Below are 24,136 nucleotides of genomic sequence, written 5' to 3'. Positions count from 1 at the left end.
TTCAGGCAAGGCACAATACGAACCCTTCGTCCTCGCGGGCGAGGGGTTTTTCTTAACCCACGGCCGAGCCCATGCCCGACTTACCCATCGCCCTCTGGATCACCTTCGCCGCCGTCTTCGGCCTGCTCGTGGGCAGTTTCCTCAACGTGGTCATCCTGCGCACGCCGCCGCGCATGGAATGGGAATGGCGCAAGCAGGCGCGGGACGTCCTGGCGCTCGAACCGGTCGACGAACCCAAGCCACCGGGCATCGCGCTCGAGGCCTCGCACTGCCCGCAGTGCAAGCATCGCCTCGCCGCGCACGACAACATCCCCCTGTTCGGCTGGCTGTTCCTGCGCGGGCGCTGCCGTTACTGCGGCACGAAGATCTCGGCGCAGTACCCGCTGGTGGAACTTTTCACGGGCCTCGCCAGCGCCCTGGTGGTCTGGCACTTCGGCCCGACACCGGCCGCTCTCACCGGCCTGCTGTTCACCTTTTTCCTGATCGCTCTGTCCGGCATCGACGTCTGTACCCAGCTGCTGCCGGACGAACTGACCTATCCCCTGCTCTGGATCGGCCTAGGGCTCACCCTGATCCCAGCGTGGCAGCCGCTGCCCGTGGAACCATCGTCGGCCATCCTCGGCGCGTTGATCGGATACCTCAGCCTGTGGAGCGTGTACTGGCTGTTCAAGCTGCTCACCAGCAAGGAAGGCATGGGCCACGGCGACTTCAAGCTGCTCGCCGCGCTGGGCGCGTGGATGGGCCCGGTGTCGCTGTTGCCGGTCATCATGTTGTCCTCGCTGATCGGCGCCCTGGTCGGCGGCGGGCTCATGCTGTTCCGCAACCATCAGCGCGACGTGCCGATCCCCTTCGGCCCTTACATCGCCGCTGCGGGCTGGGTCTGGTTCCTGGCGGGCGATCGATTGTTCGCCGCCTACGCGCGCTTCACCGGCCTCCAATGAGCGGCTTCGTCGTCGCGCTGACCGGCGGCATCGCCTCGGGCAAGAGCGCCGTGGAGCGACGCTTCGAGGCGCTCGGTATCCACGCCTACGACGCCGACGTGGCGGCGCGGGCGGTGGTCGAGCCCGGTTCCGAGGTCTTGGCCGAAGTAGCGCGGACGTTCGGCCCTGGGGCGCTGGACGCCGAAGGAAGGCTCGACCGCGCAGCGATGCGCCAGCGCGTCTTCGACGATCCTTCCGCACGCGCGACCCTGGAAAGCATCCTGCACCCGCGTATCCGCACCTGGCTGCGCGACGCCGCGGCGGCCGACCGCGGCCCGTACTGCATCCTCTCGATCCCCCTGCTCGTGGAGAACCGCGAGCACTACGCCTGGGTGGATCGCGTGCTGGTGGTGGATGCGCCGGAAGCGGTGCGGATCGAGCGGCTCACCCGCCGCGACGGCATCGACGCCGGCCTTGCCACGAAGATGATCCAGGCGCAGGCGTCCCGCGAACGGCGGCTGGCCATCGCCGACGACGTGATCGTCAACGACGGCGACGAAGCCGCACTGGATGCGAAGGTGGCGGCGCTGGACCGGCGTTACCGCGAACTGGCCGCCTGACGAGACGGCCGGTCCGCTACACCAGCGACGCGGCGGCGAGCCGCTCCGTCACGAAATCCTCCGCCCGCAACGGCATGCCGATGTGGTAGCCCTGCACGAGATCGCAGTCCATCTCGACCAGGCGCAGCAGGGTCTCTTCGTTTTCCACGCCTTCGGCCACCGCTTCCATGCCGAGCCGGTGGGCCACGTCGACCATCGCCTGCACGAGCAGCTCGGTACGGCGGTCGGTGTTCATGGCGTCGACGAAGGTGCGGTCGATCTTCAGTTCGGTGGCCGGGAAATGGCGCAGGTAGGCGAACGAGGCGTAGCCGGTACCGAAATCGTCGATGGCCACGCGGACGCCACGGTCGCGCAGGGAGCGCAACACGCGCACGCTCATGTCCAGGTCGGTGAGCAGGGCCGTCTCGGTGATCTCGACGATCACCGCTTCCGGCGGCACGCCCCAGATGTCCATGGCGCCGATCATCTGTTCCGCGAAGCCTTGCTCGGCGAACACGCGCGGCGACAGGTTGATCGCCACGTCCAGCGGGCAACCGCCCCGATGCAGCGTCGCGGCATGGCGCAGCGACGCGTTGAGGCTCCAGCGGGTCAGGGGCACGATCAGGTCGCTGCGCTCGGCGAACTGCACGAAATCGGCGGGCGCCACATCGATCTGGGCGGTCGTCGTCCAGCGGGACAGCGATTCCACGCGCACCACTTCACCGGAACGGAGGTCGCGCAATGGCTGAAAGGCCACGTGCAGGCGGTTGGCCTCGATGTCTTCGCGGAGTTCGCCGTAGAGGATCTCCACGGGCGTGGCGTCGGGCTGGTAGAGCGCGAACGGCTCGCCCACGCGCTGGGCTTCGTCATGGGCCAGTTCGGCGCGGCGATAGAGCAGTTCCGCCGAAGTGCCGTGCTCCGGATGCACGGCCACGCCGACGACGGGCCGGCCGTGCCATGGCCGCTCGCCACGCAACAGCGGTGATTCGAAGGCGCCCACGATACGCGTGGCCGCCAGCAGCGCATGGGTGCGGTTGCGCACCGAAGGCAGCACCACCACGAAGCTGTCGTCACCGGCGACGAACACCGTGTCCACGTGGCGAACCGCCTCGACGAGGCGCCCGCGCGCGGCCAGCATGATCGCGTTGCCGAAGTCGTAGCCGAAGCGGAGCTGCGCCTCGCGCATGCCCTGCAGGCGCACGACGAGCACGGCGCGCCACCCCGAGTCCGGCACCACCCGGTCGAGGATGACCTGCACCGCTGGCAGGATGTCGGCGCGCTCGCTCATGGGAGGAAGTACTCCCGGGGATCGATGCCATGGCTGCCCACGGGCAAGGTGCGCAGGATTTCGCGGCGAAGGCTGTCCGGCTGGTTCATGAGATCGATGATAAGGAATTCCTCGAGCGCTGACTTGTCCTTTCGCGTAAGGATGGCCACACGGGGCTGCAGGCGGCGCGCCTGGTTCTGCATCATGACGATCGCGACCTCGCCCGTATTCAACTCCACCAGCGAGCCGGTCGGGTACACGCCCAGGCAGGCCTGGAACTGTTCCACCAGTTCGCCCTGGAACTCGCGGTCGCGCCCGGCGTAGAGCTGGCGGAGAGCCAGGTGCTGCGACACGGCCGGGCGATACGGGCGCGGCGTGGACATCGCATGGTAGGTATCGATGATCGCGGCCATCCGGCCGGACAGCGGTATGGCGGTGCCGGCAAGGCCCGCCGGGTAGCCGGTGCCGTCGAAGCGTTCGTGGTGGGTCAGCACCATGTCGCGCACCTCCGGATCGCTGACGCCGGCATGGTCGAGGATGGCCATGCCTTCGCTCACGTGCTGGCGCGCCAGCTCCCACTCCTCGTCACTCAACGGACCACTGCGCCCGAGCAGTTCATCGGGCAATTGGGCCTTGCCGACGTCCATCAGCAAGCCGCCGGTAGCGAGGCTCACGATGGCTTCGCTGGCGAATCCCATGTGCCTGCCGAACGCTGCGGCCAGGGTGCTGCAGGCCACCGCATGCTGATAGGTATAGCTGTCGCGCCGGCGCAGGCTCTCGATCCAGAAGAAGGCGTCGCCACTGCGCAGCACGCTGGCGACCATCGGCCGCACGGCTTCTTCCACCGCGCCGGGTTCGATGGCGCGGCCGCTTTGGATGTCGTCGACCAGGCGTTCGGCGAAGCGCGACATGCCGTCGAAGGCCTCGCGGGCCCGCGGCAGCTCCTCCTCGAACGACACGGTGTCCGCATAGGTGTGCCGGGCGACCAGGCGCGGGTTCGGCGCCGGCCTTGCCGCCGGTGCCGCGGGTACCACGCGGGCGGGCACGACCTTGCGGTGCATGTCCACGAACACGTACTTGCAGAAGCGGCTCAAGCGGTCGATGTCGGCCTGCGAGGCGATCGGCAACCCCTGCAGCGGGAACGGCGTATCGGACCACTCGCAATCGAGACGGCTCACGTACATGCCGACTTCCAGGTCGGTCACGAACACGCGTCTCTCCACCAGGTCGTACGCCACTCTCCGATCCCCCTTCCATACCACTGCGTTCCCATGCGGCGGCCGCCCACCCACGGTGATCCCAAGGTTAGCGGCAGCTTCACGCGATCCTGTAGCCGGCTGTGAGGTAAAGGGGGTATCCCCGGTCTCATAGGCAGGCCCACACCTCCCCTGGAGATCGCCATGCGCCGCTCCCTGCTTCCTGTCCTGTTCCTCGCCCTCACCGCCTGCACGGCCGCCTCGGCCCGGGACGAAGGCATCGCCCTGCCCGCTCCCACCGTCGACGCCGCACCGGCCTCTGGCGAGGCCACCGCCGTGTTCGCCGGCGGCTGTTTCTGGGGTGTCGAAGGCGTGTTCCAACACGTGCGCGGCGTGAAGAGCGTGCGCGCCGGCTATGCCGGTGGTGACGCCGCCCACGCCAATTACGACGACGTCAGCGACGGCGACACCGGCCACGCGGAGTCCGTGCGGGTGGTGTACGACCCCGCGCAGGTCACCTATGGCCAGCTGCTACAGGTGTTCTTCTCCGTGGCCCAGGACCCGACCCTGGTGAACCGCCAGGGGCCGGATGTGGGCACGCAGTACCGTTCGGCGGTTTTCTACGCCACGCCGGAACAGAAGAAGGTGGCCGAGGCGTACGTGGCCCAGCTCACGGCGGCGCACGCGTTTTCGGCGCCGATCGTGACCGAGGTGACGCCTCTGAAAGCCTTCTACCTGGCCGAGGACTACCACCAGGACTACATGCGGCTGAATCCGGACGCGATGTACATCGCGGTGAACGACCGGCCGAAGGTGCTGGCGCTGCAGCGGCTGTACCCGCAGCGGTATGTGGCTGGCTGGGCCAACGGGCGCTGAGGCTGGCCTGGCAGGCACTGAGGCGGACCCGAATCGCCGACAGGGTCGGCTCCCACCAAAGCCCAAGGGCATGTATGCCCCGGTAGGACCGACCCTGTCGGCGATTCAGCCCTGGTGGGAGCCGACCCTGTCGGCGATTCAGCCGGGTGGGAGCCGACCCTGTCGGCGATGCTCTTGTGGGAGCCGCTTCAGCGGCGATGCCCTCACCCCACCATCGGCAGATTCAACCCCTGCTCCCGCGCACACGCGATGGCCTCGTCATACCCCGCATCGGCATGCCGCATCACGCCGGTGCCGGGATCGTTCCACAGAACCCGCGCAAGCCGCTTATCCGCCGCTTCGCTGCCGTCGCAGACGATCACCACGCCGCTGTGCTGGCTGTAACCCATGCCCACGCCGCCGCCATGGTGCAGGCTCACCCAGGTCGCGCCGCCAGCCACGTTGAGCATGGCGTTGAGCAACGGCCAGTCGCTGACGGCGTCGCTGCCGTCGCGCATCGCCTCGGTCTCGCGATTCGGGCTGGCCACCGACCCCGAATCCAGGTGGTCGCGGCCGATCACCACCGGCGCCTTCAATTCGCCGTTGCGGACCATCTCGTTGAAAGCCAGCCCGAGCCGATGGCGCTGCCCCAGCCCCACCCAGCAGATCCGCGCCGGCAACCCCTGGAAGCTGATCCGCGCGCGCGCCATGTCCAGCCAGCGGTGCAGGTGCGGATCGTCCGGGATCAGCTCCTTCACCTTGGCGTCGGTCTTGTAGATGTCTTCCGGATCGCCCGAGAGCGCCACCCAGCGGAAGGGACCCACGCCGCGGCAGAACAACGGACGGACGAAGGCGGGCACGAAGCCGGGGAACGCGAACGCCTCGCCCAGGCCTTCATCCTTCGCCATCTGGCGGATATTGTTGCCGTAGTCGAACGTCGGCACGCCCATGGCATGGAAGGCCAGCATCGCTTCCACATGCGTGCGCATGGACGCCTTGGCCGCGCGCGACGTACCGGCAGGATCGGACTTCCGCCGCTCGAACCACTCCTCCACCGTCCAGCCGGACGGCAGGTAGCCGTTCACCGGATCGTGCGCGCTGGTCTGGTCGGTAACGGCATCGGGACGCACGCCACGGCGGACCAGTTCCGGTAGCACGTCGGCCGCGTTGCCCAGCAGCGCGACGGAAACGGCACGCCCTTCCCTCGCGTAACGGTCGAGGCGCGCCAGTGCGTCGTCGAGGTCACTGGCCTGCTCGTCGACGTAGCGCGTCTTCAGGCGGAAATCGATGCGGCTCTGCTGGCACTCGATCGTGAGCGACGACGCGCCCGCGAGGCTGGCGGCCAGTGGCTGCGCACCCCCCATGCCACCCAGACCGGCGGTGAGGATCCAACGGCCGGCGAGGCTGCCGCCGTAATGCTGGCGGCCCATCTCCACGAAGGTCTCGTAGGTGCCTTGCACGATGCCCTGCGAACCGATGTAGATCCACGAGCCCGCGGTCATCTGGCCGTACATCATCAGGCCCTTGCGATCGAGCTCGTTGAAGTGCTCCCAGTTCGCCCAGGCCGGCACGAGGTTGGAGTTGGCGATGAGTACGCGCGGCGCGTCCGGGTGCGAGGGAAACACGCCCACGGGCTTGCCCGACTGCACCAGCAGCGTTTCGTCGTCGCGCAGCTCGCGCAGGCTGCGCAGGATGGCGTCGAAGCACTCCCAGTTCCGCGCGGCGCGGCCGATGCCGCCATACACCACCAGCTCCGCCGGGTTCTCCGCGACCTCCGGGTCGAGGTTGTTCTGCAGCATGCGGAACGGCGCCTCCGTCAGCCAGCTGCGGCAGGTCAGTTCGCTGCCGCGCGGGGCACGGACGGTGCGGGTGGTGTCGATGCGCGTGACTGCGGTCATCGGGGAGACTCCGTCGATCCAGGGAATCGCCGATTATGGTCCCGCGCCGCGACACCTCGCCATACGCGTCGCAGCAATGCCGCTAATGGCCGGCCGAACCGCTCCGCGCCGGCACGGCCCGCGTCGCGTCCGGCCGCTGCAACGTCTGGTACCGCTGCGCGGCGGCGTCCTGTCGTGCCCGGTACAGCTGTTGCTGGCTGCGGTCGGCGTTATCCAGCTGGTTACGCAGGGCCGGATCGGTGGCGTTGGTGCGCTGCCGGTCGAGGTTGTCCTGGCGAAGCTGTTCACGCAGCGCGTTCTGGTTCAGGCGGTTCTGTACCTGCTGCCGGTCCACCTGCCGCTGCCATTGCTGGTTCGGCGTGGGCGTGCTGATCACGACCGGTTTCGGACGCGGTGGCGGCGCGGCGGGCTTGGCCGGTTGGGTCTGCGCCATCGCGAGCGCGGGCAGCATGGCGACCAGCCATGCCAGCAGGATCTTGCGTGATGAATTGGTCATGGGACTCGTCCATCATAGGAGGATTGTTCTGTCATAGAGCGTAAGTCCCCGCCCATGAACGTCACGTTGCCCCGCTGTGGCGCTTTCCTCGCGCTGCTCCTGGTGGCCCTGTCCGGATGCGCCACGCGTCCCGCCAAGCCCGCTCTCCCGCCGCCGCACGCGCAGACCGTCCTGCTGGTGTCCATCGACGCTTTCCGTGCCGATTACATCGATCGCGGGCTGACCCCGAACCTCGCCGCGATGGCGCGTGAAGGCGTGACCGCGCCATACATGCTGCCGTCGTTTCCATCGCTCACTTTCCCGAACCACTACACGCTGGTGACCGGCCGCGTGCCCGACCGCAACGGCATCGTGAACAACACGATGCGGGATCCGACGCTCGGCAATTTCAGCCTCTCCAACCACGCCGCCACCAGCGACGGGCGCTGGTGGGACCAGGCCGAGCCGATCTGGGTGACGGCACAGAAACACGGCCTGCACACGGCGACGATGTTCTGGCCCGGCACGGAGGCCGCCATCCACGGCGTGCGTCCGGACCACTGGATTCCGTTCGACGATTCGCTCACCTCGCGCCAGCGCGTGGACAAGCTGATGTCGTGGATCGACGAGCCAGGCCCGAAGCCGGCGTTCGATACCTTGTACTTCGATGCCGTGGACCACGCGGGCCACGAATACGGGCCGAATTCCGAACCCCTCGACGCGGCGCTGCGCGAGGTCGACGACGCCATCGGCTATCTGGTGGCGCAACTGCGCCAGCGCGGGCTCTACGATGCGATGAACATCGTCGTGGTGTCCGATCACGGGATGGCCGACGTCCCGCGCGGCAACATCGTGTTCGCGGACGAGGAAACCGACCTGACCGCGCTTGACGCGGTGTCCTACGGCGTGGTGTCCACCTTCAATCCGAAGCCCGGCGTCGATGGCTCCAGGGCGGTGGCGCGTCTCCTCGGCCCGCACGAGCACATGCGTTGCTATCGCAAGGAAGACCTGCCCGCTCGCCTGGATTACGGCAGGAATCCACGCGTACCCGCGTATATCTGCCTCGCCGATACCGGCTGGGCGATCATCAGTCACGACGTGCTGGCCAGGCGGACGATGCCCATGTCGCGCGGCGAGCACGGCTACGACAACCTCGACCCCAGCATGCGCGCGCTGTTCATCGCCCACGGCCCGGCCTTCGGGCACGGCGTGACCATCGCGCCCTTCCCTAACGTGGACATCTACCCCTTGCTGACCCGCCTGCTCGGGATCGCGCCGCTGCCCAACGACGGCAAGCTGGAACGTGTGAAGGGCGCGTTGGCCGAGGGAGGGCGCTGAGCGTCGCCGGACGGGCAAATCCCGTAGAATCCGGCCATGCGCGAAATCTATACGTCACCCCGCCAGGACAACATCGACCGGATCGTCGCCCTGCTCACCGAGAACGGCATCGACACCTCGGTGACCAACCGCTCGAGCTGGAACCGGCCCACCTACCAGCGCTTCAGCTACTCGCAGCGCCAAGACGACCGCGACTCCTGGCCTAAGGTCTGGGTGCAGAGTGCCGACGATTTCCCGAAGGCGCGCGCCCTGCTCAAGGAGATCGGCATCGAGCCGGTGGTGCGTTTCCAGGAAGAGCTCCAGCTGCACCGCCAGCCGGACCGCCGTCCCGCCGCCCAGCGCACGGCCTCGCGTGTTCGCCTCATGGTGCTGGCGATCGTCGCGGGGGTGATGCTCGTCGTCGTGCTCAAGGCTACCCAGGTGCTCTGAATGGACGGCGCCTGCGCAGTCGCCCGTCCCGCCCATCTCCTCCTCCGCGAAGCCACGCGCGCCGCCCACGATGCCGCCGAGGCATCGCCGCGCATGCGCCGCTTGTTGGCGGGCGACATGGACGAAGCGGATTACCGGCGCCTGCTCCTGGCGCAGTGGCCGCTGTTCAGCGAATGGGAGGCGGAGCGCCGCCAGTGGCTCGCGGAGACAGCCGCCGCCTCAGGATGGGTCTATGTGTCGCGAGCGGAGCGCCTGGCCGAGGATCTTTTCGATGCCGGTGCCGCTATCGCCGCTTCAGCGGCGATAGCCCCTCCAGGCAAGCCAAACGCCACAGCCTGGGGTGAACTCTATGTGATCGAAGGGTCCGCGCTGGGCGGCCGCCTCATCGCCCGTCACCTGCGCGAACGGTTTCCGCACCTTCCCCATCGCTTCTACACGGTCGGCGAACAGCTCACGGCCCCCTGGCGGTCCTTCCAGGCCATTCTCGACGAGGCATTGACCGGGGAAGCAGCGCGGCGGGATGCCGTGGACGGCGCGCGAAGGATGTTCGCGCGCTTTCAACACGTACTACAGGACGATGCCACGCATGGCTGAACTTCCCGACCTCACCGTCTGCGACCGCGAGCCCATCCACATTCCCGGCTCGGTCCAGCCACACGGGGCCTTGCTCGTGGTCGACGCGTCCACGCAGACGATCCTTCAGGTCAGCGAGAACGCCGGGGACATCCTCGGCGTCGATGCCGGCATCGTGCTCGATGCGCCGTTGCACGAGGTGCTTACGCTGCCCGGCCACCTCTTTCCCGATGCGGCGCGACCGGCGCATAGCGGATGGGTTCCTGTCGACTTTCCCCATTCGCGCAAGCCGGGTCCCTGGCGCGGCGCCGTGCATGCGTACGAGACGCGCTGGCTCATCGAAGTCGAGCCACGCGAGGCCTACTTCGACGAAGATCCCGCTCGCGTCGCCTACGAACTGGCACGGCGCCTGGAACAGGATATTGGCGTCGAACGCGCCGCCTCACGCGCGGCGCAGACGATCCGCAGCCTGCTCGGCTACGACCGCGTGATGGTGTACCGGTTCGATCGCGACTGGCACGGCGAGATCATCGCGGAGGCCCGGCGTGACGATCTCGAGGCCTACCTCGGCATGCATTATCCGGCCACCGACATTCCCGCCCAGGCACGGGCGCTCTACCTGCGAAACCGCGTGCGCCAGATCAGCGACTGCAGGTATGTGCCGGCGCGCATTCTTCCGGCCTACGATCCCGAGACCGCGATCGCCACCGACCTCAGCGACGTGTCGTTGCGCAGTGTCTCGCCGGTGCACCTGGAATACCTGGGCAACATGGGCGTGACGGCCACGCTGGTCGCCTCGATCATCATCGGCGGCAAGCTCTGGGGCCTGGTCTCCTGCCACCACTACAGCCCCTTCTTCGCCGATCACCGCATGCGCGAGGTGGCCGACACGGTGGCGCGCGTATTCGCGGCACGGGTCGCGGCCATCGAGGAACTGGCGAAGATCGAGGTCGAGAGCGCCCTGCTCACGGTGCGCGAGAAGCTCATCACCGCCTTCAACGAGAGCGACCGGATCGACACGGGATTGCTGGCCACCCTCGCGCCCGAACTGCTCGAGGTGGTGGACGCCGATGGCGTGGCGATCCTCGCCGGGAACCAGGTGATACGCCACGGCCAGTTGCCCGACGAAGAACGGCTGCTGCGCATCCGCGATTTCCTCGGTACGCAGGATGCGACGGATGACGACGGCCTCCACGGCGTGCTGCACACCGACGGGCTTGGTGTAAGCCATCCCGCGTTGGCGGACCCCGCCGTGACCGGACTGGCTGCCGGCATCATCTTCATGCCCCTGCAGGCGGATGCGCAGCACGCGGTGATATGGACGCGAACCGAACAGGTGCGGCAGGTGCGCTGGGGCGGCAATCCGAACCTGTCCAAACTGCAGAACATTCCCGGCGCGCGCCTCTCGCCGCGACAGAGTTTCGATGCGTGGCAAGAGACCGTGCGTGGCCGATCGCGGCCGTGGTCGCGCCAGCACCTGGAATCCGCGGCGAGCCTGCGCGCGTTGATCGAGCGGCACCAGCCGGTGGAGTGACCACCGTCGACACATCGCGGTGACGCGCCGCGCGCCGTGGCGCTATAACATCGAACCATGACCGACCGTGTCCGCCTGTTCCAGACCCTGCCGCACACGTGTGGCTATTTCGCCGAGCGGACGGCGCAGAACCTCGTGGTCGATCCCGGCGCGCCGCACCTCGACCGGTTGTACGGCCCGGCGCTGGCGAAGGGCTTCCGCCGGGCAGGCGGACACCTCTACCTGCCGCAATGCGCCGCCTGCCAGGCCTGCGTGCCGTGCCGTATCGATGTCGAAGGGTTCATGGCGGACCGCGGACAGCGGCGCTGCCTGAAACGCAATGCGGATATCACGGTGACCGAGCAGATGCCCGGCTTCACCCATGAGCGGCACGATCTCTACCAACGCTACCTGCAGGCGCGGCACAGTGGCGGCGGCATGGACGCGGCGGATGCGGAAGATTTCCAGCGCTTCCTCGCCGCGCCCTGGAGCCCCACGCTATTCCTCGAATTCCGCCTCGGCGCACGCCTGCTCGGCGTCGCGGTCACCGATGTGGCGCTGGCCGGCGTCTCGGCCGTCTATACGTTTTTCGATCCCGACGAGGACGCCCGCAGCCTGGGTACCTTCGGCATCCTGCAACAGGTGGAACTGGCGAAGCGCCGCGGTATCCCGTACGTGTACCTGGGTTTCTGGATCGCCGGCCATCCCAAGATGGATTACAAACGCCGCTTCCGTCCGCTGGAAATCCGCAAGCACGGCCGCTGGATCGCCATGCCTTAGTCCCACAGCCTTAAAGTGGAACCCGACCCTAAGGTGAAACCCGACCCTAAGGTGGGAGCCGACCCTGTCGGCGATGGGTGCTTGCGGCAGCCTGGCCCATAGCCCAGCGGGCGATCACGGCATGCAAGGCCTCGATGCCGTCGAACAGGGCCGCCGGCCCCGGCTGCAGGATGATCGGCGACTTGATCTCGTGGAGCTCGCCGTCTCGTACGGCTGGCACATCGCTCCAACCCGGCCGCGACGCGACATGCTCCGGCCGGAAGCGCTTGCCACACCACGAACCGAAAACGATATCCGGCTCACGCCGCACCACCTCGAGCGGATCGGCCAGGATGCGTTGCTTCGCCAGCGGCTCTTCGAGCAATTCGGGAAAGACATCGTCGCCACCCGCGATACGCACGAGCTCGCCCACCCAACGAATGCCCGTGATAAGGGGATCGTCCCATTCCTCGAAGTACACCTTCGGCCGTCGCGGCAACGCGGCGGCCAACGCGGCGATTCGCGCGAGGTTTTCCTCGGCGCGAACCGCCAGGGCCTCGGCTTTCGCGGTCGCGCCAACCATGGCGCCGAGACGGCGGATATAGGCAACGATGCCATCCACGCTGCGATGGTTGCTGATCCACACTTCCACGCCCGCGCGGATGAGTTCTTGCGCGATGTCGGCCTGGAGGTCGGAAAAACCGATGGCGAGGTCGGGTTTCAGGTCGAGGATCTGGCCAATCTTCGCACTGGTGAACGCGGAGACCTTCGGCTTCTCCTTGCGCGCACGCGGCGGCCGCACGGTGAACCCGGAAATGCCGACGATGCGGTGATCCTCGCCGATGGCGTAAAGGACTTCGGTCGGTTCTTCGGTCAGGCAGACGATGCGCTGCGGATAGGCGTCCGACATCAATGGCCCGACACGGTGACGGTGATCTTGCGCTGGTGCGCTTCGTGGCGGTGTTCGTAGAGGAACACGCCCTGCCACGTTCCCAACAGCGGCTTGCCGTTGTGCACCGGGACCGACAGCGACACGCCGGTGAGCACCGAGCGCACGTGCGCCGGCATGTCGTCCGGGCCTTCATCGCGATGGCGGAACAGCGGGTCGCCATCCGGGACGAGCCTCGCGAAGAAACGTTCGAGGTCGGCGACGACGGTGGGATCGGCGTTCTCGCCGATCAGCAGGGAGGCACTCGTGTGCTGCACGAACACGTGCGCGATGCCCGTCGCCACGCCACTCGCTGAAACGATCTCCGCGATGCGGCCTGTCACCTCACTCACCGAGCGCCCACGCGTATGCACGGTGAACGTGGTCTGCGCGACGTGCTGGACAGGTTGGGCACGGCTCATGGGAAGGCTCCGGTCACGGATAAAGCAGATGGCTGGACCAGCTTGTACCGCCGGCCGCGTGCACGATCCGTTCGTGAAGCCGGAATGTGGCGCCGTACCAGAACTCGATGCGGTCGGGTTCCACGAGATAGCCGCCCCAATGCGGGGGGCGGGTCACTTCGCGGCCGGCGAACTCTTTTTCGTAATGCGCCACGCGATCTTCGAAGGTCTGGCGGTCCGGCAGTTCCTGGCTCTGCTTCGACGCCCAGGCGCCGATCTGGCTACCTCGCGGGCGGCTGGCGAAATAGGCGTCCGACTCCGCCTCGCCGACCTTGCTGGCGCGCCCTTCGAAACGGACCTGGATACCTTCGCGAATCTGCTTCCAGTGGAAGCACAAGGCCACCTGCGCGTTCTCGGCGATCTCGCCGGCCTTCGCGCTTTCGTAGTTGGTGAAGAAACGCAGGCCTTTTTCGTCGATCGCCTTGAGCAGGACGATGCGCGAATGCACACGGCCGCTGCGACCCGCCGTGGCGAGGTTCATCGCCGTGGGTTCACGGTCGCCGCTGGTTTTGGCCTCGTCGAGCAGGCCGCGAAAGGTGTCGAGTATCTCTGGGGTGAGCATGACGATGGACTATGCTGTCGGCCATGGAATCCACCGATGCTAGCACGCTGGCCGCCACCGTCCTCGGACGTTTCGCCGCGGCGATCGAGCATGCGCCCCGGCCCTTCGTGCTGGGCGTTTCCGGCTTGCAAGGCAGCGGGAAAAGCACCCTCGCCGCGGCGCTGATCGACGCGGCGCGCGGGCGCGGCTGGGGGGCGGTGGCCATGTCGCTCGACGATGCCTACCTGACCCGCGCCGAACGCGAAAAGCTGGCCGGCGAGGTCCATCCCTTGCTGCGCACCCGCGGCGTGCCGGGTACGCACGATCTCGCCCTGCTCGGCTCCACGCTCAGCGCGCTGGAAAAGGCTTCGCCGGAGCGGCCCGTACCGATACCGCGGTTCGACAAGGGCCACGACGACCGTTACGAGCAGTCCCTGTGGCCCGCGATCGGCGAGCCGCCGAGGCTGGTCGTCCTGGAAGGCTGGTGCCTCGGCGTGGAACCCGTCGGCGCGGATGAGCTTGCCGAGCCGGTGAACACGCTGGAGCGCGAAGAGGATGCCGACGGCCGGTGGCGCCGCTGGGTGAACGCGCGGCTGTCGGGCTACCTCACGTTGTGGGAACGCATTGACGCGCTGGTTGTGTTGCAGGCGCCGGCGTGGGAGGTGGTGGCGACATGGCGTGACGAGGCCGAGCGGCCCTTGCGGGAACGTGGTGAGCCGCGGGCGATGGATGAGGCGGAGCTGTCGCGATTCCTGCAGCACTACGAACGGATCAGCCGATGGGCGTTGCTGTCGCTGCCGGGGAAGGCCGATATGGTGTTGCCGCTCGATGAGCGCCGGCGCGTCCATCGCCGCTGAAGCGGCGATGCTCTGGTGGGAGCCGACCCTGTCGGCGATTCAAATCAGCGCGGCGTAGCCGTCCCGCGCATCCGGCCACGCGCAGCGGAAACCCGTCGCGCGAAGACGCGCGTTCGACAGCCGCTTGTTACCCACCCCTGCCGGCGCCGGACCGTCTGGCGGCATCGGTGCACCGATCAGGCGCGCAAGATGGTCGTAAAGCTCGTCGATCGGCAACGGCGTATCGTCCACGCCGATGTACACCGGCTCGGGCGCGGCGGCATCGAGCAGGCACGCGATCGCCGCGGCGGCATCGTCGACGTGGATGCGGTTGGCATAGACATGCCTCCCCCGCGGGACGGCCGCCTTTCCGTCGCGGAGCCGGTCGAACAGTTGTGTACGGCCAGGCCCATACAACCCGGCCAACCGCAGCGACACCCCGCCCACCGCTTGGGCCGCCAGCCAGGCCTCGGCCTCGAGCAATACACGGCCATTGAAACCCGGCGGCGACGGTGGCGTGTCCTCGTCGATCCAGCCGCCGCCATGGTCGCCGTACACCGCCGACGAGGAGACGAACACCGTCCGGCGCGGCGCGTCTGGCAAAGCCTCGATCACGTGCCGCAGCCCGTCCAGGAACACCGCGCGATAGGCGGCTTCCTCGCGGGCATCCGGTGTCGGCGCAAAGACGAGGGCATCCACGCCCGGCAAACCCGAGAGCGTCTCCGGACGAGTGAGGTCGCCGCGCAACCACGCGATGCCGTCACCGCCGGCGGCCTCGCCGCGACGAAGGGCGAAGACGCGGCGTCCTTCCGTCGCAAGCCGCCGCGCGAGGCGCGTGCCGACATCGCCGGCACCGGCCACCAGGACGGTTTCGTATCTCTGTGCGGGGCTTGTTGCTAGCATGAGCGTGATGAATCCTTCGCCCAACCTGTTCCTGGTCGGCCCCACGGGCGCCGGCAAGACATCGATCGGACAGCGCCTCGCGGCGCACTACGGCCTGCCCTTCGTCGACCTGGACGTGGAGATCGAATCGCGCTGTGGCACGACGATCGCCGGCATCTTCGAACGCGAAGGCGAGGCGGGGTTCCGTGCGCGCGAATGTGCGCACCTGGACGAGTTTAGTCTGCGTGAGGGCGTCGTGCTCGCCACCGGGGCCGGCGCCATCCTCGACCCCACGAACCGGCAGGCGCTGATGTCGCGTGGCACGGTACTCATGCTCGGGGTGGGCGTGGAGGAACAGCTCGCCCGCCTCGAACACGACACCGCCCGGCCGATGATCGCCGGCCCCGACCGCCTCGGCCGCCTGCAGGCCCTCGCTGAACACCGCAATGGCCTCTACGAAGAGACCGCCGACCTGATCTTCCACGGCCGCCACGAAAGCGTGGACGATGCGGTGCCGCGCGTGATAGCCCTCCTCGAACGCCACTGGAAACGCACCTGATGGAAACCGTCGACGTCGACCTCGCCGGACGCAGCTACCACGTCTGGATCGGTCCTGGCCTGATCGCCGATAGCGCCCGCTGGCGCGCGGCGATTCGTGGCAGGCACGTGCTGGTGGTGAGCAACACCACCGTGGCGCCGCTGTATCTGGACACCCTGGCGAAAGGTCTCGACGGACTGCGCTGGTCGTCTTACCTGCTCGACGATGGCGAAACCCACAAGACCTTCGCGAACGTGGGCCGCGTGCTGGAGGCGCTGGGCGAACTCGGCGCCACGCGCGACGCCTGCGTGATCGCGCTGGGCGGTGGCGTGGTCGGCGATCTCGCCGGCTTCGCGGCCTCGTGCTGGATGCGCGGCATCGATTTCATCCAGATGCCGACCACCTTGCTGTCGATGGTCGACTCGTCCGTCGGCGGCAAGACGGGCGTGAACCTGCCGGCGGGGAAAAACCTGGCCGGTGCCTTCCACCAGCCGCGCGCCGTGGTCGCCGACGTCGACGTGTTGCGCACGCTGCCGCAGCGGGAATACCGCGCCGGGCTGGCCGAGATCGTCAAGGGCGCGGCCATCGGCGATCCCGCGTTCTTCGCCTGGCTGGAAGCCCATGCGGACGAACTCGCCGCGCGCGACACCGCGCCACTGATCGAGGCCATCGCGCGCAAGTGCCGCTACAAGGCGGGTGTCGTGGCGCGCGACGAAACCGAACAGGGTGAACGCGCCTTGTTGAACCTGGGTCACACCTTCGGGCACGCGCTCGAAACCGCCGGCAATTACAGTGAGATCCTGCACGGCGAAGGCGTGGCCATCGGCATGGTGCTGGCCGCTCGTTTGTCGGAGCGCCTGGGCATGTCCAGCGAGGGCGACACGCGGCGCCTCGTGGCGCTGCTCCAGCGGCTCGGCCTGCCGACCGAGCCGTCGCGGGCCCACGCCGCCAGCCGCCTGCTCGACCTCATGCGCCTGGACAAGAAGAACACCGCCGGCACGCTGCGTCTGATCCTCTGGCGCGGCATCGGCAAGGCCGAGATCGTCTCCGGTGTCCCCGACGCCGACGTGCTCGCCGTACTCCCCTGAAGCAGCGCGCAGGCAAACCGCCTACAATGACCGGCCCTGCGCCAGCCCGGATCGCTCGATGCGGATCTACCTGCAAACCATGCCCGAAGCGGGGACGGAAGCCCCTCGCTACGTCCAGATAACGCTCGAACAGGACCTGCTCGGCGGCTGGACCCTGTACCGCGAAACCGGCGTGCAAGGTGGCAAGGCGATGCTCAAGCGCGAGGTCTACGTCGACCGCGATGCCGCGTTGGCGGCGTTCACCAAGGCCCGCGACGCCCAGATCAAGAAAGGCTTCAAGTTGATGTTCAGTCAAGGGCAGGAGTCGGCGCATGGCCGCTGACGTTCTCCGCAACGACCGCTTCCTCCGCGCGCTGCGCCGCGAGCCCACCGACACCACGCCCATCTGGGTGATGCGACAGGCCGGCCGCTACCTTCCGGAATACCGCGCGACGCGCGCCCGCGCCGGCAGCTTCATGGGCCTGGCGACGAATCCGGAATACGCCTGCGAAGTCACGCTGCAACCGCTCGACCGGTTCGAGCTGGACGCCGCGATCCTGTTCTCGGACATTCTCACCATCCCCGACGCGATGGGCCTGGGCCTCTCGTTCGAGCAAGGGGAAGGCCCGCGCTTCGCCCATCCGGTGCGCGACGCCGCGGCGATCGACAAGCTCGCCGTGCCCGACATGGACGGCGAGCTGCGTTACGTGATGGACGCGGTGCGCCTGATCCGCGAGGAACTCGCCGGGCGCGTGCCCCTGATCGGCTTCTCCGGCAGCCCGTGGACACTCGCCTGCTACATGGTGGAAGGCGAGGGCTCGCGCGATTTCGCTCGGGTGAAGGCACTGGCGTGGAACGATCCCGCTCTCGCCCACCGCCTGCTCGACACGGTGGCGCGTTCGGTGGCCGCCTATCTCATCGCGCAGGCGCATGCCGGGGCGCAGGCACTGATGATTTTCGACACCTGGGGCGGGCTGCTCGGTCCGGCGCCGTTCCGCGAGTTCTCGCTGCGCTACATGGCGCAGGTGGTGGACGCATTGAAGGCCGACCCGGCCAGCCGCGACCTGCCGGTGATCCTGTTTTCCAAGGGCGCGGGCGGGCAACTCGAGGCGCTCGCGGATACGGGATGCACCGGGCTCGGCGTCGACTGGACCCTTGACATCGGCGAGGCCCGCCGGCGCGTCGGCGGCCGCGTGGCGCTACAGGGCAACCTCGATCCGGCGGTGCTTCGCGCTTCGCCCGAGGTGGTCGGGCGTGAGGCGCGCGCGGTGCTCGACGCGTTCGGAAACCACCCGGGCCATGTGTTCAACCTCGGCCATGGCATCACGCCGGAAGTGGACCCGGAGAACGTGAAGGTGCTCGTGGATACGGTGCACGAGCACGGGCGCGTGATCCGGGCGGGTTGAGGCGAGTTCAGGCCGACCGAGGCGAGTTCAGGCGGACCGGAGCGGAGCCATCGCCGACAAGGTCGGCTCCCACCGGGTCATCGGCCACTCGCCAGCCTGGTGGGAGCCGACCCTGTCGGCGATTCGCGTACTAGAACCGGTTCGGCCCCGCGATATGGCACTTCGCCAGTTCGCCGCGCGCCACGTTCGCACCGTTCTGATCGCCCGCCTGCAAGCGCATCTCCACCACCGTCTGCCAATTGCGGGCGCACAGGCTGCCCGACTTCGGACCCATCTCGAACGACTGCTTCGCCAGCTTCTCCGCCAGCGGATAGTCCTGCAGGCGAATCGCGATCTCGGCGCGGTCCTGGATCAGCTCAGGCGCTTCCGGCGCCATCTTCAGCGCCTGCACCAGCTTGGCGTCGGCGTCGGCGTACTTGCCCGCGCGCTCGTCGGCCTGGGCGGCCTGCTCCAGGCCCTGCACGCCCGGATCGCGCAGCGGCGCGACCTCGATCGCCGACTTCTCGCGCTCACCCGCCGCGCGGACCTGGGCGACGATGTCGTAGGTGGGTTTGCTGGGACGGGTGGCCTGCGGCGGGGCGGGCTGGCTGCAGGCGGCAACGAGGGCGACGGTGGCGATGGCACAGAAACGAAGGCGATACATGGGTCAATCCGTAGGATTACTGGGAACGGCCGGCGTGGGCTGCTGCTCATCGCCGCCGCCGAACATACCCTTGAATCGCTGCCAGAAACAGCCCTCCTCCGCTTCGGGCACGTAACCGGCCACGAAGGGGAACTGGCGGGCGCCTTCGCACGAGGGGTCGGTGCGCTTGCCCGTCTGCGTGTTCACGTAGGCCATCTCCAGGCCTTCGCCGGGCGCGGCCGACAACGGGCGGGTTGGCAACTTACGGAAGAGCTCCTGCCATACCCGCATGCTGCCCGTGGCACCGTACAGGCCGGTGGGCTTGTTATCGTCGCGGCCCATCCAGACGATGGCGAGACGGTCCCCGGTGAAGCCCGCGAACCAGCTGTCACGCTGGCTGTCGCTGGTACCGGTCTTGCCGGCCGCATGCAGCCACGACAAACCCGAATTGCCGATGGCCGCGGCGGTGCCGCCGTTCACCACCTGCTGCATCGCCCAGGTGGTGAGACGCGCGGCGGTCTGGTATTCGCCGTCGCCACCCTTCACCTCGTAACGCTTGATCGCCCGGCCCTTGTTGTCCATGACGCCGCGCACCGCCACCAGCGGCAGGGCGTGGCCATCCGCCGCGATGTATTCGTACAACTGGGCCACCTGCAACGGGGAGAGGTCCACCGCACCCAGCAGCAAGGAAGGACTCGGATTCACATCCTCCAGTCCGAACGACTCCAGGAAGCCTTTGATGCGCGGCACGCCCACCCGCATGCCCAGGTTCACCGTCGCCAGGTTCCACGAATGGACCAGCGCGTCCAGCATGGGCACCTGGCCATGGATTTCGCGGTCATCGTTCTGCGGCGTCCACGGCTTGCCGTCGGGCTGGCGAAGATTGATCGGCGAGTCGTCGACGATCGAGGCCAGCGACCACTTCGATGGCTGCGCGAGCGCGACGAGGTAGACCAGCGGTTTCACCAGCGAACCGATGGGACGGCGTGCGTCGAGCGCGCGGTTGAATCCCTGGTCGCCGGGATCGCGCGAGCCGACGACGGCGAGCACGCTGCCGTTGGTGGTGTCGGTGACGACCGCCGCGGCCTGCGCGGCGGCACCACGCTTGCCCAGCGCCTTCATCGTGCCGAGGATCGCCTGCTCGGTGTACAGCTGCGCGGACGGATCGAGCGTGGTGAAGATCGAGAGACTGCCGTCGCGCAACGCGGCTTCGTCGAAGTCGGCCGTGATCTGCGAGCGGACCAGCTGCATGAATGCGGGAAACCGGTTATGCGGCAGCTGCGCGTTCGCCGCGATGCCCAGCGGCGTCGCCTGCGCGGCCTTGGTCTGCGCATCGTCCAGCAGCCCGGTGTCGTGGAACTGCTGGAGCACGAGGTTGCGACGCGCCAGCGCGCGGTCCGGATAACGGCGCGGATCGTAATAGCTCGGGCCTTTCACCAGGCCGATGAGCAGCGCGATCTCCTGCGGCCGCAGGTCTTCCAGCCGGCGGCCGAAGAAGAACTCGCCGCCGGCGGCGAAACCGTGCACGGCCTGGTTGCCCTGCTGGCCGAGGAAGACTTCGTTGACGTAAGCCTCCAGGATGCGGCCCTTCGAGTAGTGCGCTTCCATCAGCAACGAGAGGATCGCCTCGTTCACCTTGCGCAGCATGTTCTGGCTGCGGTCGAGGAACAGGTTGCGCACGAGCTGCTGCGTGAGCGTGGAGCCACCCTGCACGGTGTGTCCGGCACGGAGGTTGGCGAACGACGCGCGCGCGATCGCCGAGAAGTCGAGGCCGATGTGGCTCTTGAAGTCGCGGTCTTCCACCGCCTGCAAGCCCTGCACCAGCAACGGCGGCACGTTCTCGAGCCGGACGATGCGGCGCTCTTCCTGTTGCGCGCCGTACAAGGTGGCGATGCGCGCGGGATCCAGGTGGATCGACTTGACCGGCTTGTTGTTGGTGTCGTCGACCACCGAGGCCACTTGTCCGTCGGACAGCGCCACGCGGATGCGATGGGGCAACTCCCCGCCATCGGGCCCGGCATACCCGTGCGACGCGATCACGAAGCGCGAACCGTTCTTCGAATAGCTGCCCTGCACCTTGCCGCCACCCTCGGTGGTGTAGCCGGCGAACGTGAGTTCCAGTTCGAGCGCGGCGGGCGTCATCGGCAGGCCCTGCGCCAGCGGCAGCGGACGCGCGTAGACGCGCGTGGGCACCGCGAACACGAGGTCGTTGAACCGCTCCTGCAGGCGCGCGTTGAGGATCAGCGTGTAGGGCAGGAGGAAGCCGAACACCAGGCCCATCACCAGCCAGAAGGGAATGCGCAACCATGGCCAGGCGGTGCGCAGGAGGGAGCCGAGACGGGTCAAGAAAGCCAACGCGGGGAAATCCTGGGGAAGAAGACGTACCCGGATGATAGGGGCACTCCCCCGGCGCTCATCTGAACGAACGCTGGCGGAACCGTGGCGGGACGCCTCAGCGCGTCGGCCGCCAGGTCTCCGGACCGGGCTGGAACGGGCGCGGATGGACGCCCAGCACCCGTTCCAGCTCCCGATTGTCGGCGATCAGGTCGCTATCCAGCCGGCGGATCGGGCCTCGCATGGCCGGCGACACCAGCGCCGCCAGATCCAGGGCGAGGCGTGGAATGGGGGCCGGAAGCGTCGGGCCGCCCGCACTCCGGCGGACGCGGCGGAACATCTCGGCGGCGCTCATGCGCTCGCCGCCACCGATGGGAAAGGTGTGCCCGCGGGCGAAGGGCGAGCCGAGAGCCGCCATGATCGCTGCCGCGATGTCCTCGGCATGCACCGGTTGCCGCTGGCCACGGCCGGCGGGAATCGGAAACACCCGGCGCCGCAACGCCGCCTGCACGATGGGCGTCAGGCTCTTGTCGACGCCGGCACCGTAGATCAGCGTGGGACGGAACAGCGTCCAGGGCATGCCGCGGGACGCGCAGGTGGCGATGAGGGTGGTCTCGGCATCGCGCAGGCGGCGGGACAGTTCCCTCTCTTCCGGCACGTCGGAATCGCGCTTGGTCTCGGCGCTCATCGACGAGGTGGCGATGACGTGCGGCGTGCCCGCCAATCGGGTGGCCGAGAGCCACGGCGCCAGGTGGTCGAGCGGCCCCAGACTGATCACGGCATCGACCGCGGGCAGCTCGGGCATCGCATCGGGCAGCGCTCCCGCGAGCCATCGCGGGTCGGCCGGCGGCGGTCTGCGGCTGACCGCGAGGATGTCCGCGCTCGCGTCGGCGAGGCGGGGAAGCAGGAACTGGCCGATCTGACCCGAACCGCCGATGACGAGAACCGTCATGCCGCCGCTCAACGGCCCGTCGCGATGCGCTCGTATGCGCTCTGCAGGCGGGGGTCGTCCGGCGCATAGCGGCGCGCGTGATCCAGTGCCTGGAACGCGCCCTGGCGATCGCCCTGGCTTGCCCGTTGCAGCGCGTTGTCGATCCACGCGCTGCCGAGCCGGTGGCGCAGGTCGGCTTGCGAGGTACCGCCGGGCGCGAGATCGGACAAGGTGGCGTACAGGTTCTCGGCACGCTGGACATTGCCGCTGGCCACGGCCTGCTGCATCTGCTTTTCCACCTGGGTGGGCAGGCCCTGCAGGCCCGCGCGCGCGGAGGCGTCATTGCCGTCGATCGCCAGCGCGTTGCGGTAGAGGTCGTAAGCGCTGTCGCCTGGCGGGTCCATGATGTCGCCGCGCGAGGCGGCGGCCTGGGCACGGCGAACGAGATCGGCCACTTTGGCCTTCTGCTCCGGCGTGACCTCCATCGAGGCTTCCGCCATGGCGTCGTCACCCGCGGGCTGTCCGGCGATCGCCGGCGTCGCCGCCCTGGCCTCGCCGCCACCGATCCGGGCTCGCGCGGCGGCCAGTTCCGCCGACTTGGGCGCGAGCTTCGCCGCCTGGTCGAGCAGGCGCGTCGCCTGGACGTCGTCCTCGCTGTCGAGCGCGGCGTTGGCTTGCACGATCAGCGCTTGCGCCACCCTGCCCATCCCCGCCTTCGCGTCGGCGTTATCCGGATCGGCGGCGAGCGCGGCGCGGAATCTCGCCAGGGCGTTGTCGTCGCCGTCGCCGATGAAGCGGCCAGCGCGCATCGCATCGTTGCCCTGCTGGATGAGCGCGTTGACCGCCTGATCGTCTTGCTTCTTCGTTTCCGCGAGCGCCGCGCGCAACGACGGCAGGTCACCGTAACCCGGCACGAGCAAGGCGATGCGATCGACCAGCGTATTGGCCTTCGCCTTGTCGCCCGCCGCGATGGCCTGACGCGCCTGCGCGGCGAGGGCATCGCCCACCTTGTCGAGTCCGCGTGCCGCGACCGCGTTGGTCTTGTCCGTGTCGAGCACGCGCCGGTACAGCGCTCCCGCGCCGTCGTCGCCGTCGAGCTTGCCCGCGGCGAACGACTGCTGCGCCTGGTCGACCAGCGATTCGGTACGCCCCTGGGGATTGCGTGCCTCGGACAGCCGCTGTGCGATGCGTTCCACGTCGTTGCCACCGCCGAGCAACTCGCGGGCCACATTGAGAGCGGCTTCGGCTTCGTCGAGCTTGCCCGCGTTCAGCGCGGCGTCCGCGCGTGCGACTTCCGCCTGCCCCACGCGGCGCAGGCCATCGCGGGCGGCGTCGCTGTCGGGTTGCTGGTCACGTGCCTTCTCGAAGAGTTCGCGCGCGCTGTCGCCGTTGGTTCCGTCGAGGTGCCCTTCGTCCAGCGCATGGTTGGCCTGGGCGAGCGTGTCGTTGAGTTCGGTGGCCGGCACCATGTCGCGCAGCCTGTCCTGTTGCAGCCACAACGCGGTGGCGGCACCGATAAGGACGAGCACGAGGACCGGAATCAGCCAGCCGCGCTTGCGCGGCGGGCGGCGCTGGCTGGATGGCGGCGGCGTGCCGCCGCGCCGGCGTGGTGCGTCGACGACGATATGCGGCAGGCCATCGTCGACCGGCGGCGCCGGTGCGTCGAGGTCGTCCAGCCGGCCCAGCGTGGGTTCGGTGCGACCGCGCGATTCGCGGTCGTTATTGTCTCTGCGTCCGCTCATGGCAAGGCATCTTCCATAGGAGCGTC

The 24,136-nt window shown here is 68.3% G+C and carries 25 protein-coding genes; 13 read left to right on the top strand and 12 right to left on the bottom strand.

Annotated elements, in window-relative coordinates; translation table 11 throughout:
* Positions 1 to 71 precede the first annotated feature (71 nt).
* The gene (locus QFZ41_RS15100; RefSeq protein ID WP_429199500.1) at positions 72 to 941 is read left to right on the top strand and encodes a prepilin peptidase; all 870 of its coding nucleotides are present in this window, start codon (positions 72 to 74) and stop codon (positions 939 to 941) included.
* On the top strand, positions 938 to 1,540 hold the full coding sequence (gene coaE, locus QFZ41_RS15095) for a dephospho-CoA kinase (RefSeq protein WP_429199499.1): 603 nt from the start codon (positions 938 to 940) through the stop codon (positions 1,538 to 1,540). The genes QFZ41_RS15100 and coaE overlap by 4 nt, the downstream gene beginning before the upstream one ends.
* A gap of 16 nt (positions 1,541 to 1,556) precedes the next feature.
* Here the strand turns inward: coaE and QFZ41_RS15090 are convergent, their stop codons facing one another.
* Complete coding sequence (locus QFZ41_RS15090; protein WP_429199498.1) at positions 1,557 to 2,807, bottom strand: putative bifunctional diguanylate cyclase/phosphodiesterase; 1,251 nt, start codon at positions 2,805 to 2,807, stop codon at positions 1,557 to 1,559.
* Positions 2,804 to 4,024, bottom strand: a complete 1,221-nt coding sequence (locus tag QFZ41_RS15085; protein ID WP_429199497.1) for an HD-GYP domain-containing protein — start codon at positions 4,022 to 4,024, stop codon at positions 2,804 to 2,806. The genes QFZ41_RS15090 and QFZ41_RS15085 overlap by 4 nt, the downstream gene beginning before the upstream one ends.
* Positions 4,025 to 4,186: 162 nt before the next feature.
* Between QFZ41_RS15085 and msrA the strand changes: the two genes are divergently transcribed.
* Complete coding sequence (msrA, locus tag QFZ41_RS15080; RefSeq protein ID WP_429199496.1) at positions 4,187 to 4,858, top strand: peptide-methionine (S)-S-oxide reductase MsrA; 672 nt, start codon at positions 4,187 to 4,189, stop codon at positions 4,856 to 4,858.
* Positions 4,859 to 5,061: 203 nt separating this feature from the next.
* Here msrA and hutU read toward each other — a convergent pair whose 3' ends face one another.
* Both hutU and QFZ41_RS15070 read right to left on the bottom strand, forming a co-directional pair.
* The gene (gene hutU, locus QFZ41_RS15075; protein WP_429199495.1) at positions 5,062 to 6,735 is read right to left on the bottom strand and encodes a urocanate hydratase; all 1,674 of its coding nucleotides are present in this window, start codon (positions 6,733 to 6,735) and stop codon (positions 5,062 to 5,064) included.
* Positions 6,736 to 6,817: 82 nt separating this feature from the next.
* Positions 6,818 to 7,231, bottom strand: a complete 414-nt coding sequence (locus tag QFZ41_RS15070; RefSeq protein WP_429199494.1) for a hypothetical protein — start codon at positions 7,229 to 7,231, stop codon at positions 6,818 to 6,820.
* 54 nt (positions 7,232 to 7,285) lie between these two features.
* Between QFZ41_RS15070 and QFZ41_RS15065 the strand changes: the two genes are divergently transcribed.
* From QFZ41_RS15065 to QFZ41_RS15045, 5 genes are read left to right on the top strand one after another with little or no spacing between them, the layout of a single operon-like run.
* Positions 7,286 to 8,548, top strand: a complete 1,263-nt coding sequence (locus QFZ41_RS15065) for an ectonucleotide pyrophosphatase/phosphodiesterase (RefSeq protein WP_429199493.1) — start codon at positions 7,286 to 7,288, stop codon at positions 8,546 to 8,548.
* Between the two features lie 36 nt (positions 8,549 to 8,584).
* Positions 8,585 to 8,977, top strand: a complete 393-nt coding sequence (locus QFZ41_RS15060; protein WP_426285291.1) for a hypothetical protein — start codon at positions 8,585 to 8,587, stop codon at positions 8,975 to 8,977.
* Positions 8,978 to 9,571 (top strand): biliverdin-producing heme oxygenase, encoded by a 594-nt coding sequence (locus tag QFZ41_RS15055; RefSeq protein ID WP_429199492.1) that lies wholly within the window; start codon positions 8,978 to 8,980, stop codon positions 9,569 to 9,571.
* The gene (locus QFZ41_RS15050; protein ID WP_429199491.1) at positions 9,564 to 11,084 is read left to right on the top strand and encodes a GAF domain-containing protein; all 1,521 of its coding nucleotides are present in this window, start codon (positions 9,564 to 9,566) and stop codon (positions 11,082 to 11,084) included. The genes QFZ41_RS15055 and QFZ41_RS15050 overlap by 8 nt, the downstream gene beginning before the upstream one ends.
* A 57-nt stretch (positions 11,085 to 11,141) precedes the next feature.
* The gene (locus QFZ41_RS15045; RefSeq protein ID WP_429199490.1) at positions 11,142 to 11,843 is read left to right on the top strand and encodes an arginyltransferase; all 702 of its coding nucleotides are present in this window, start codon (positions 11,142 to 11,144) and stop codon (positions 11,841 to 11,843) included.
* Positions 11,844 to 11,889: 46 nt separating this feature from the next.
* On the opposite strand, the gene QFZ41_RS15040 is transcribed toward QFZ41_RS15045, so the two are convergent.
* From QFZ41_RS15040 to pdxH, 3 genes are read right to left on the bottom strand one after another with little or no spacing between them, the layout of a single operon-like run.
* On the bottom strand, positions 11,890 to 12,732 hold the full coding sequence (locus QFZ41_RS15040; protein WP_429199489.1) for an ABC transporter substrate-binding protein: 843 nt from the start codon (positions 12,730 to 12,732) through the stop codon (positions 11,890 to 11,892).
* Positions 12,732 to 13,172, bottom strand: coding sequence for a secondary thiamine-phosphate synthase enzyme YjbQ (locus QFZ41_RS15035; protein WP_429199488.1), 441 nt, complete (start codon positions 13,170 to 13,172; stop codon positions 12,732 to 12,734). Before QFZ41_RS15035 ends, QFZ41_RS15040 begins: the two co-directional genes overlap by 1 nt.
* A gap of 13 nt (positions 13,173 to 13,185) precedes the next feature.
* Complete coding sequence (gene pdxH / locus QFZ41_RS15030) at positions 13,186 to 13,773, bottom strand: pyridoxamine 5'-phosphate oxidase (protein ID WP_429199487.1); 588 nt, start codon at positions 13,771 to 13,773, stop codon at positions 13,186 to 13,188.
* Between the two features lie 23 nt (positions 13,774 to 13,796).
* Here pdxH and QFZ41_RS15025 point away from each other — a divergent pair, with 23 nt between their 5' ends.
* Complete coding sequence (locus tag QFZ41_RS15025; protein WP_429199486.1) at positions 13,797 to 14,609, top strand: kinase; 813 nt, start codon at positions 13,797 to 13,799, stop codon at positions 14,607 to 14,609.
* Between the two features lie 39 nt (positions 14,610 to 14,648).
* On the opposite strand, the gene QFZ41_RS15020 is transcribed toward QFZ41_RS15025, so the two are convergent.
* Positions 14,649 to 15,491 (bottom strand): SDR family oxidoreductase, encoded by an 843-nt coding sequence (locus QFZ41_RS15020; RefSeq protein ID WP_429199485.1) that lies wholly within the window; start codon positions 15,489 to 15,491, stop codon positions 14,649 to 14,651.
* 7 nt (positions 15,492 to 15,498) lie between these two features.
* On the opposite strand from QFZ41_RS15020, the gene QFZ41_RS15015 reads away from it, so the two are divergent.
* Genes QFZ41_RS15015 through hemE form a run of 4 tightly spaced genes read left to right on the top strand, consistent with a single transcriptional unit; the run spans position 15,499 to position 18,481 of the window.
* Entirely contained in the window at positions 15,499 to 16,029 is a 531-nt protein-coding gene (locus tag QFZ41_RS15015; protein ID WP_429199484.1) for a shikimate kinase, read from the top strand.
* Entirely contained in the window at positions 16,029 to 17,096 is a 1,068-nt protein-coding gene (gene aroB / locus QFZ41_RS15010; RefSeq protein WP_429199483.1) for a 3-dehydroquinate synthase, read from the top strand. Before QFZ41_RS15015 ends, aroB begins: the two co-directional genes overlap by 1 nt.
* A 58-nt stretch (positions 17,097 to 17,154) precedes the next feature.
* Positions 17,155 to 17,418, top strand: a complete 264-nt coding sequence (locus QFZ41_RS15005) for a WGR domain-containing protein (protein ID WP_426285300.1) — start codon at positions 17,155 to 17,157, stop codon at positions 17,416 to 17,418.
* A complete protein-coding gene (hemE, locus tag QFZ41_RS15000; protein WP_429199482.1) occupies positions 17,408 to 18,481 on the top strand; it encodes a uroporphyrinogen decarboxylase in 1,074 nt (357 codons plus the stop codon). The genes QFZ41_RS15005 and hemE overlap by 11 nt, the downstream gene beginning before the upstream one ends.
* Positions 18,482 to 18,611: 130 nt before the next feature.
* Here the strand turns inward: hemE and QFZ41_RS14995 are convergent, their stop codons facing one another.
* From QFZ41_RS14995 to QFZ41_RS14980, 4 genes are all read right to left on the bottom strand, one after another.
* Positions 18,612 to 19,124 carry a tetratricopeptide repeat protein gene (locus QFZ41_RS14995; protein ID WP_429199481.1) on the bottom strand — a complete coding sequence of 171 codons (513 nt, stop codon included), beginning with the start codon at positions 19,122 to 19,124 and terminating at the stop codon, positions 18,612 to 18,614.
* Between the two features lie 3 nt (positions 19,125 to 19,127).
* Positions 19,128 to 21,458 carry a penicillin-binding protein 1B gene (gene mrcB / locus QFZ41_RS14990; RefSeq protein ID WP_429199480.1) on the bottom strand — a complete coding sequence of 777 codons (2,331 nt, stop codon included), beginning with the start codon at positions 21,456 to 21,458 and terminating at the stop codon, positions 19,128 to 19,130.
* Positions 21,459 to 21,555: 97 nt separating this feature from the next.
* Positions 21,556 to 22,389 (bottom strand): SDR family oxidoreductase, encoded by an 834-nt coding sequence (locus QFZ41_RS14985; protein WP_429199479.1) that lies wholly within the window; start codon positions 22,387 to 22,389, stop codon positions 21,556 to 21,558.
* Between the two features lie 8 nt (positions 22,390 to 22,397).
* A complete protein-coding gene (locus QFZ41_RS14980; protein WP_429199478.1) occupies positions 22,398 to 24,110 on the bottom strand; it encodes a hypothetical protein in 1,713 nt (570 codons plus the stop codon).
* Positions 24,111 to 24,136 lie beyond the last annotated feature (26 nt).

Source organism: Luteibacter sp. W1I16, assembly GCF_050434905.1.
Lineage (GTDB): Bacteria > Pseudomonadota > Gammaproteobacteria > Xanthomonadales > Rhodanobacteraceae > Luteibacter.
The sequence above is the reverse complement of the archived record's forward strand: the minus strand, read 5'-3'. Positions and strand labels throughout refer to the sequence as shown.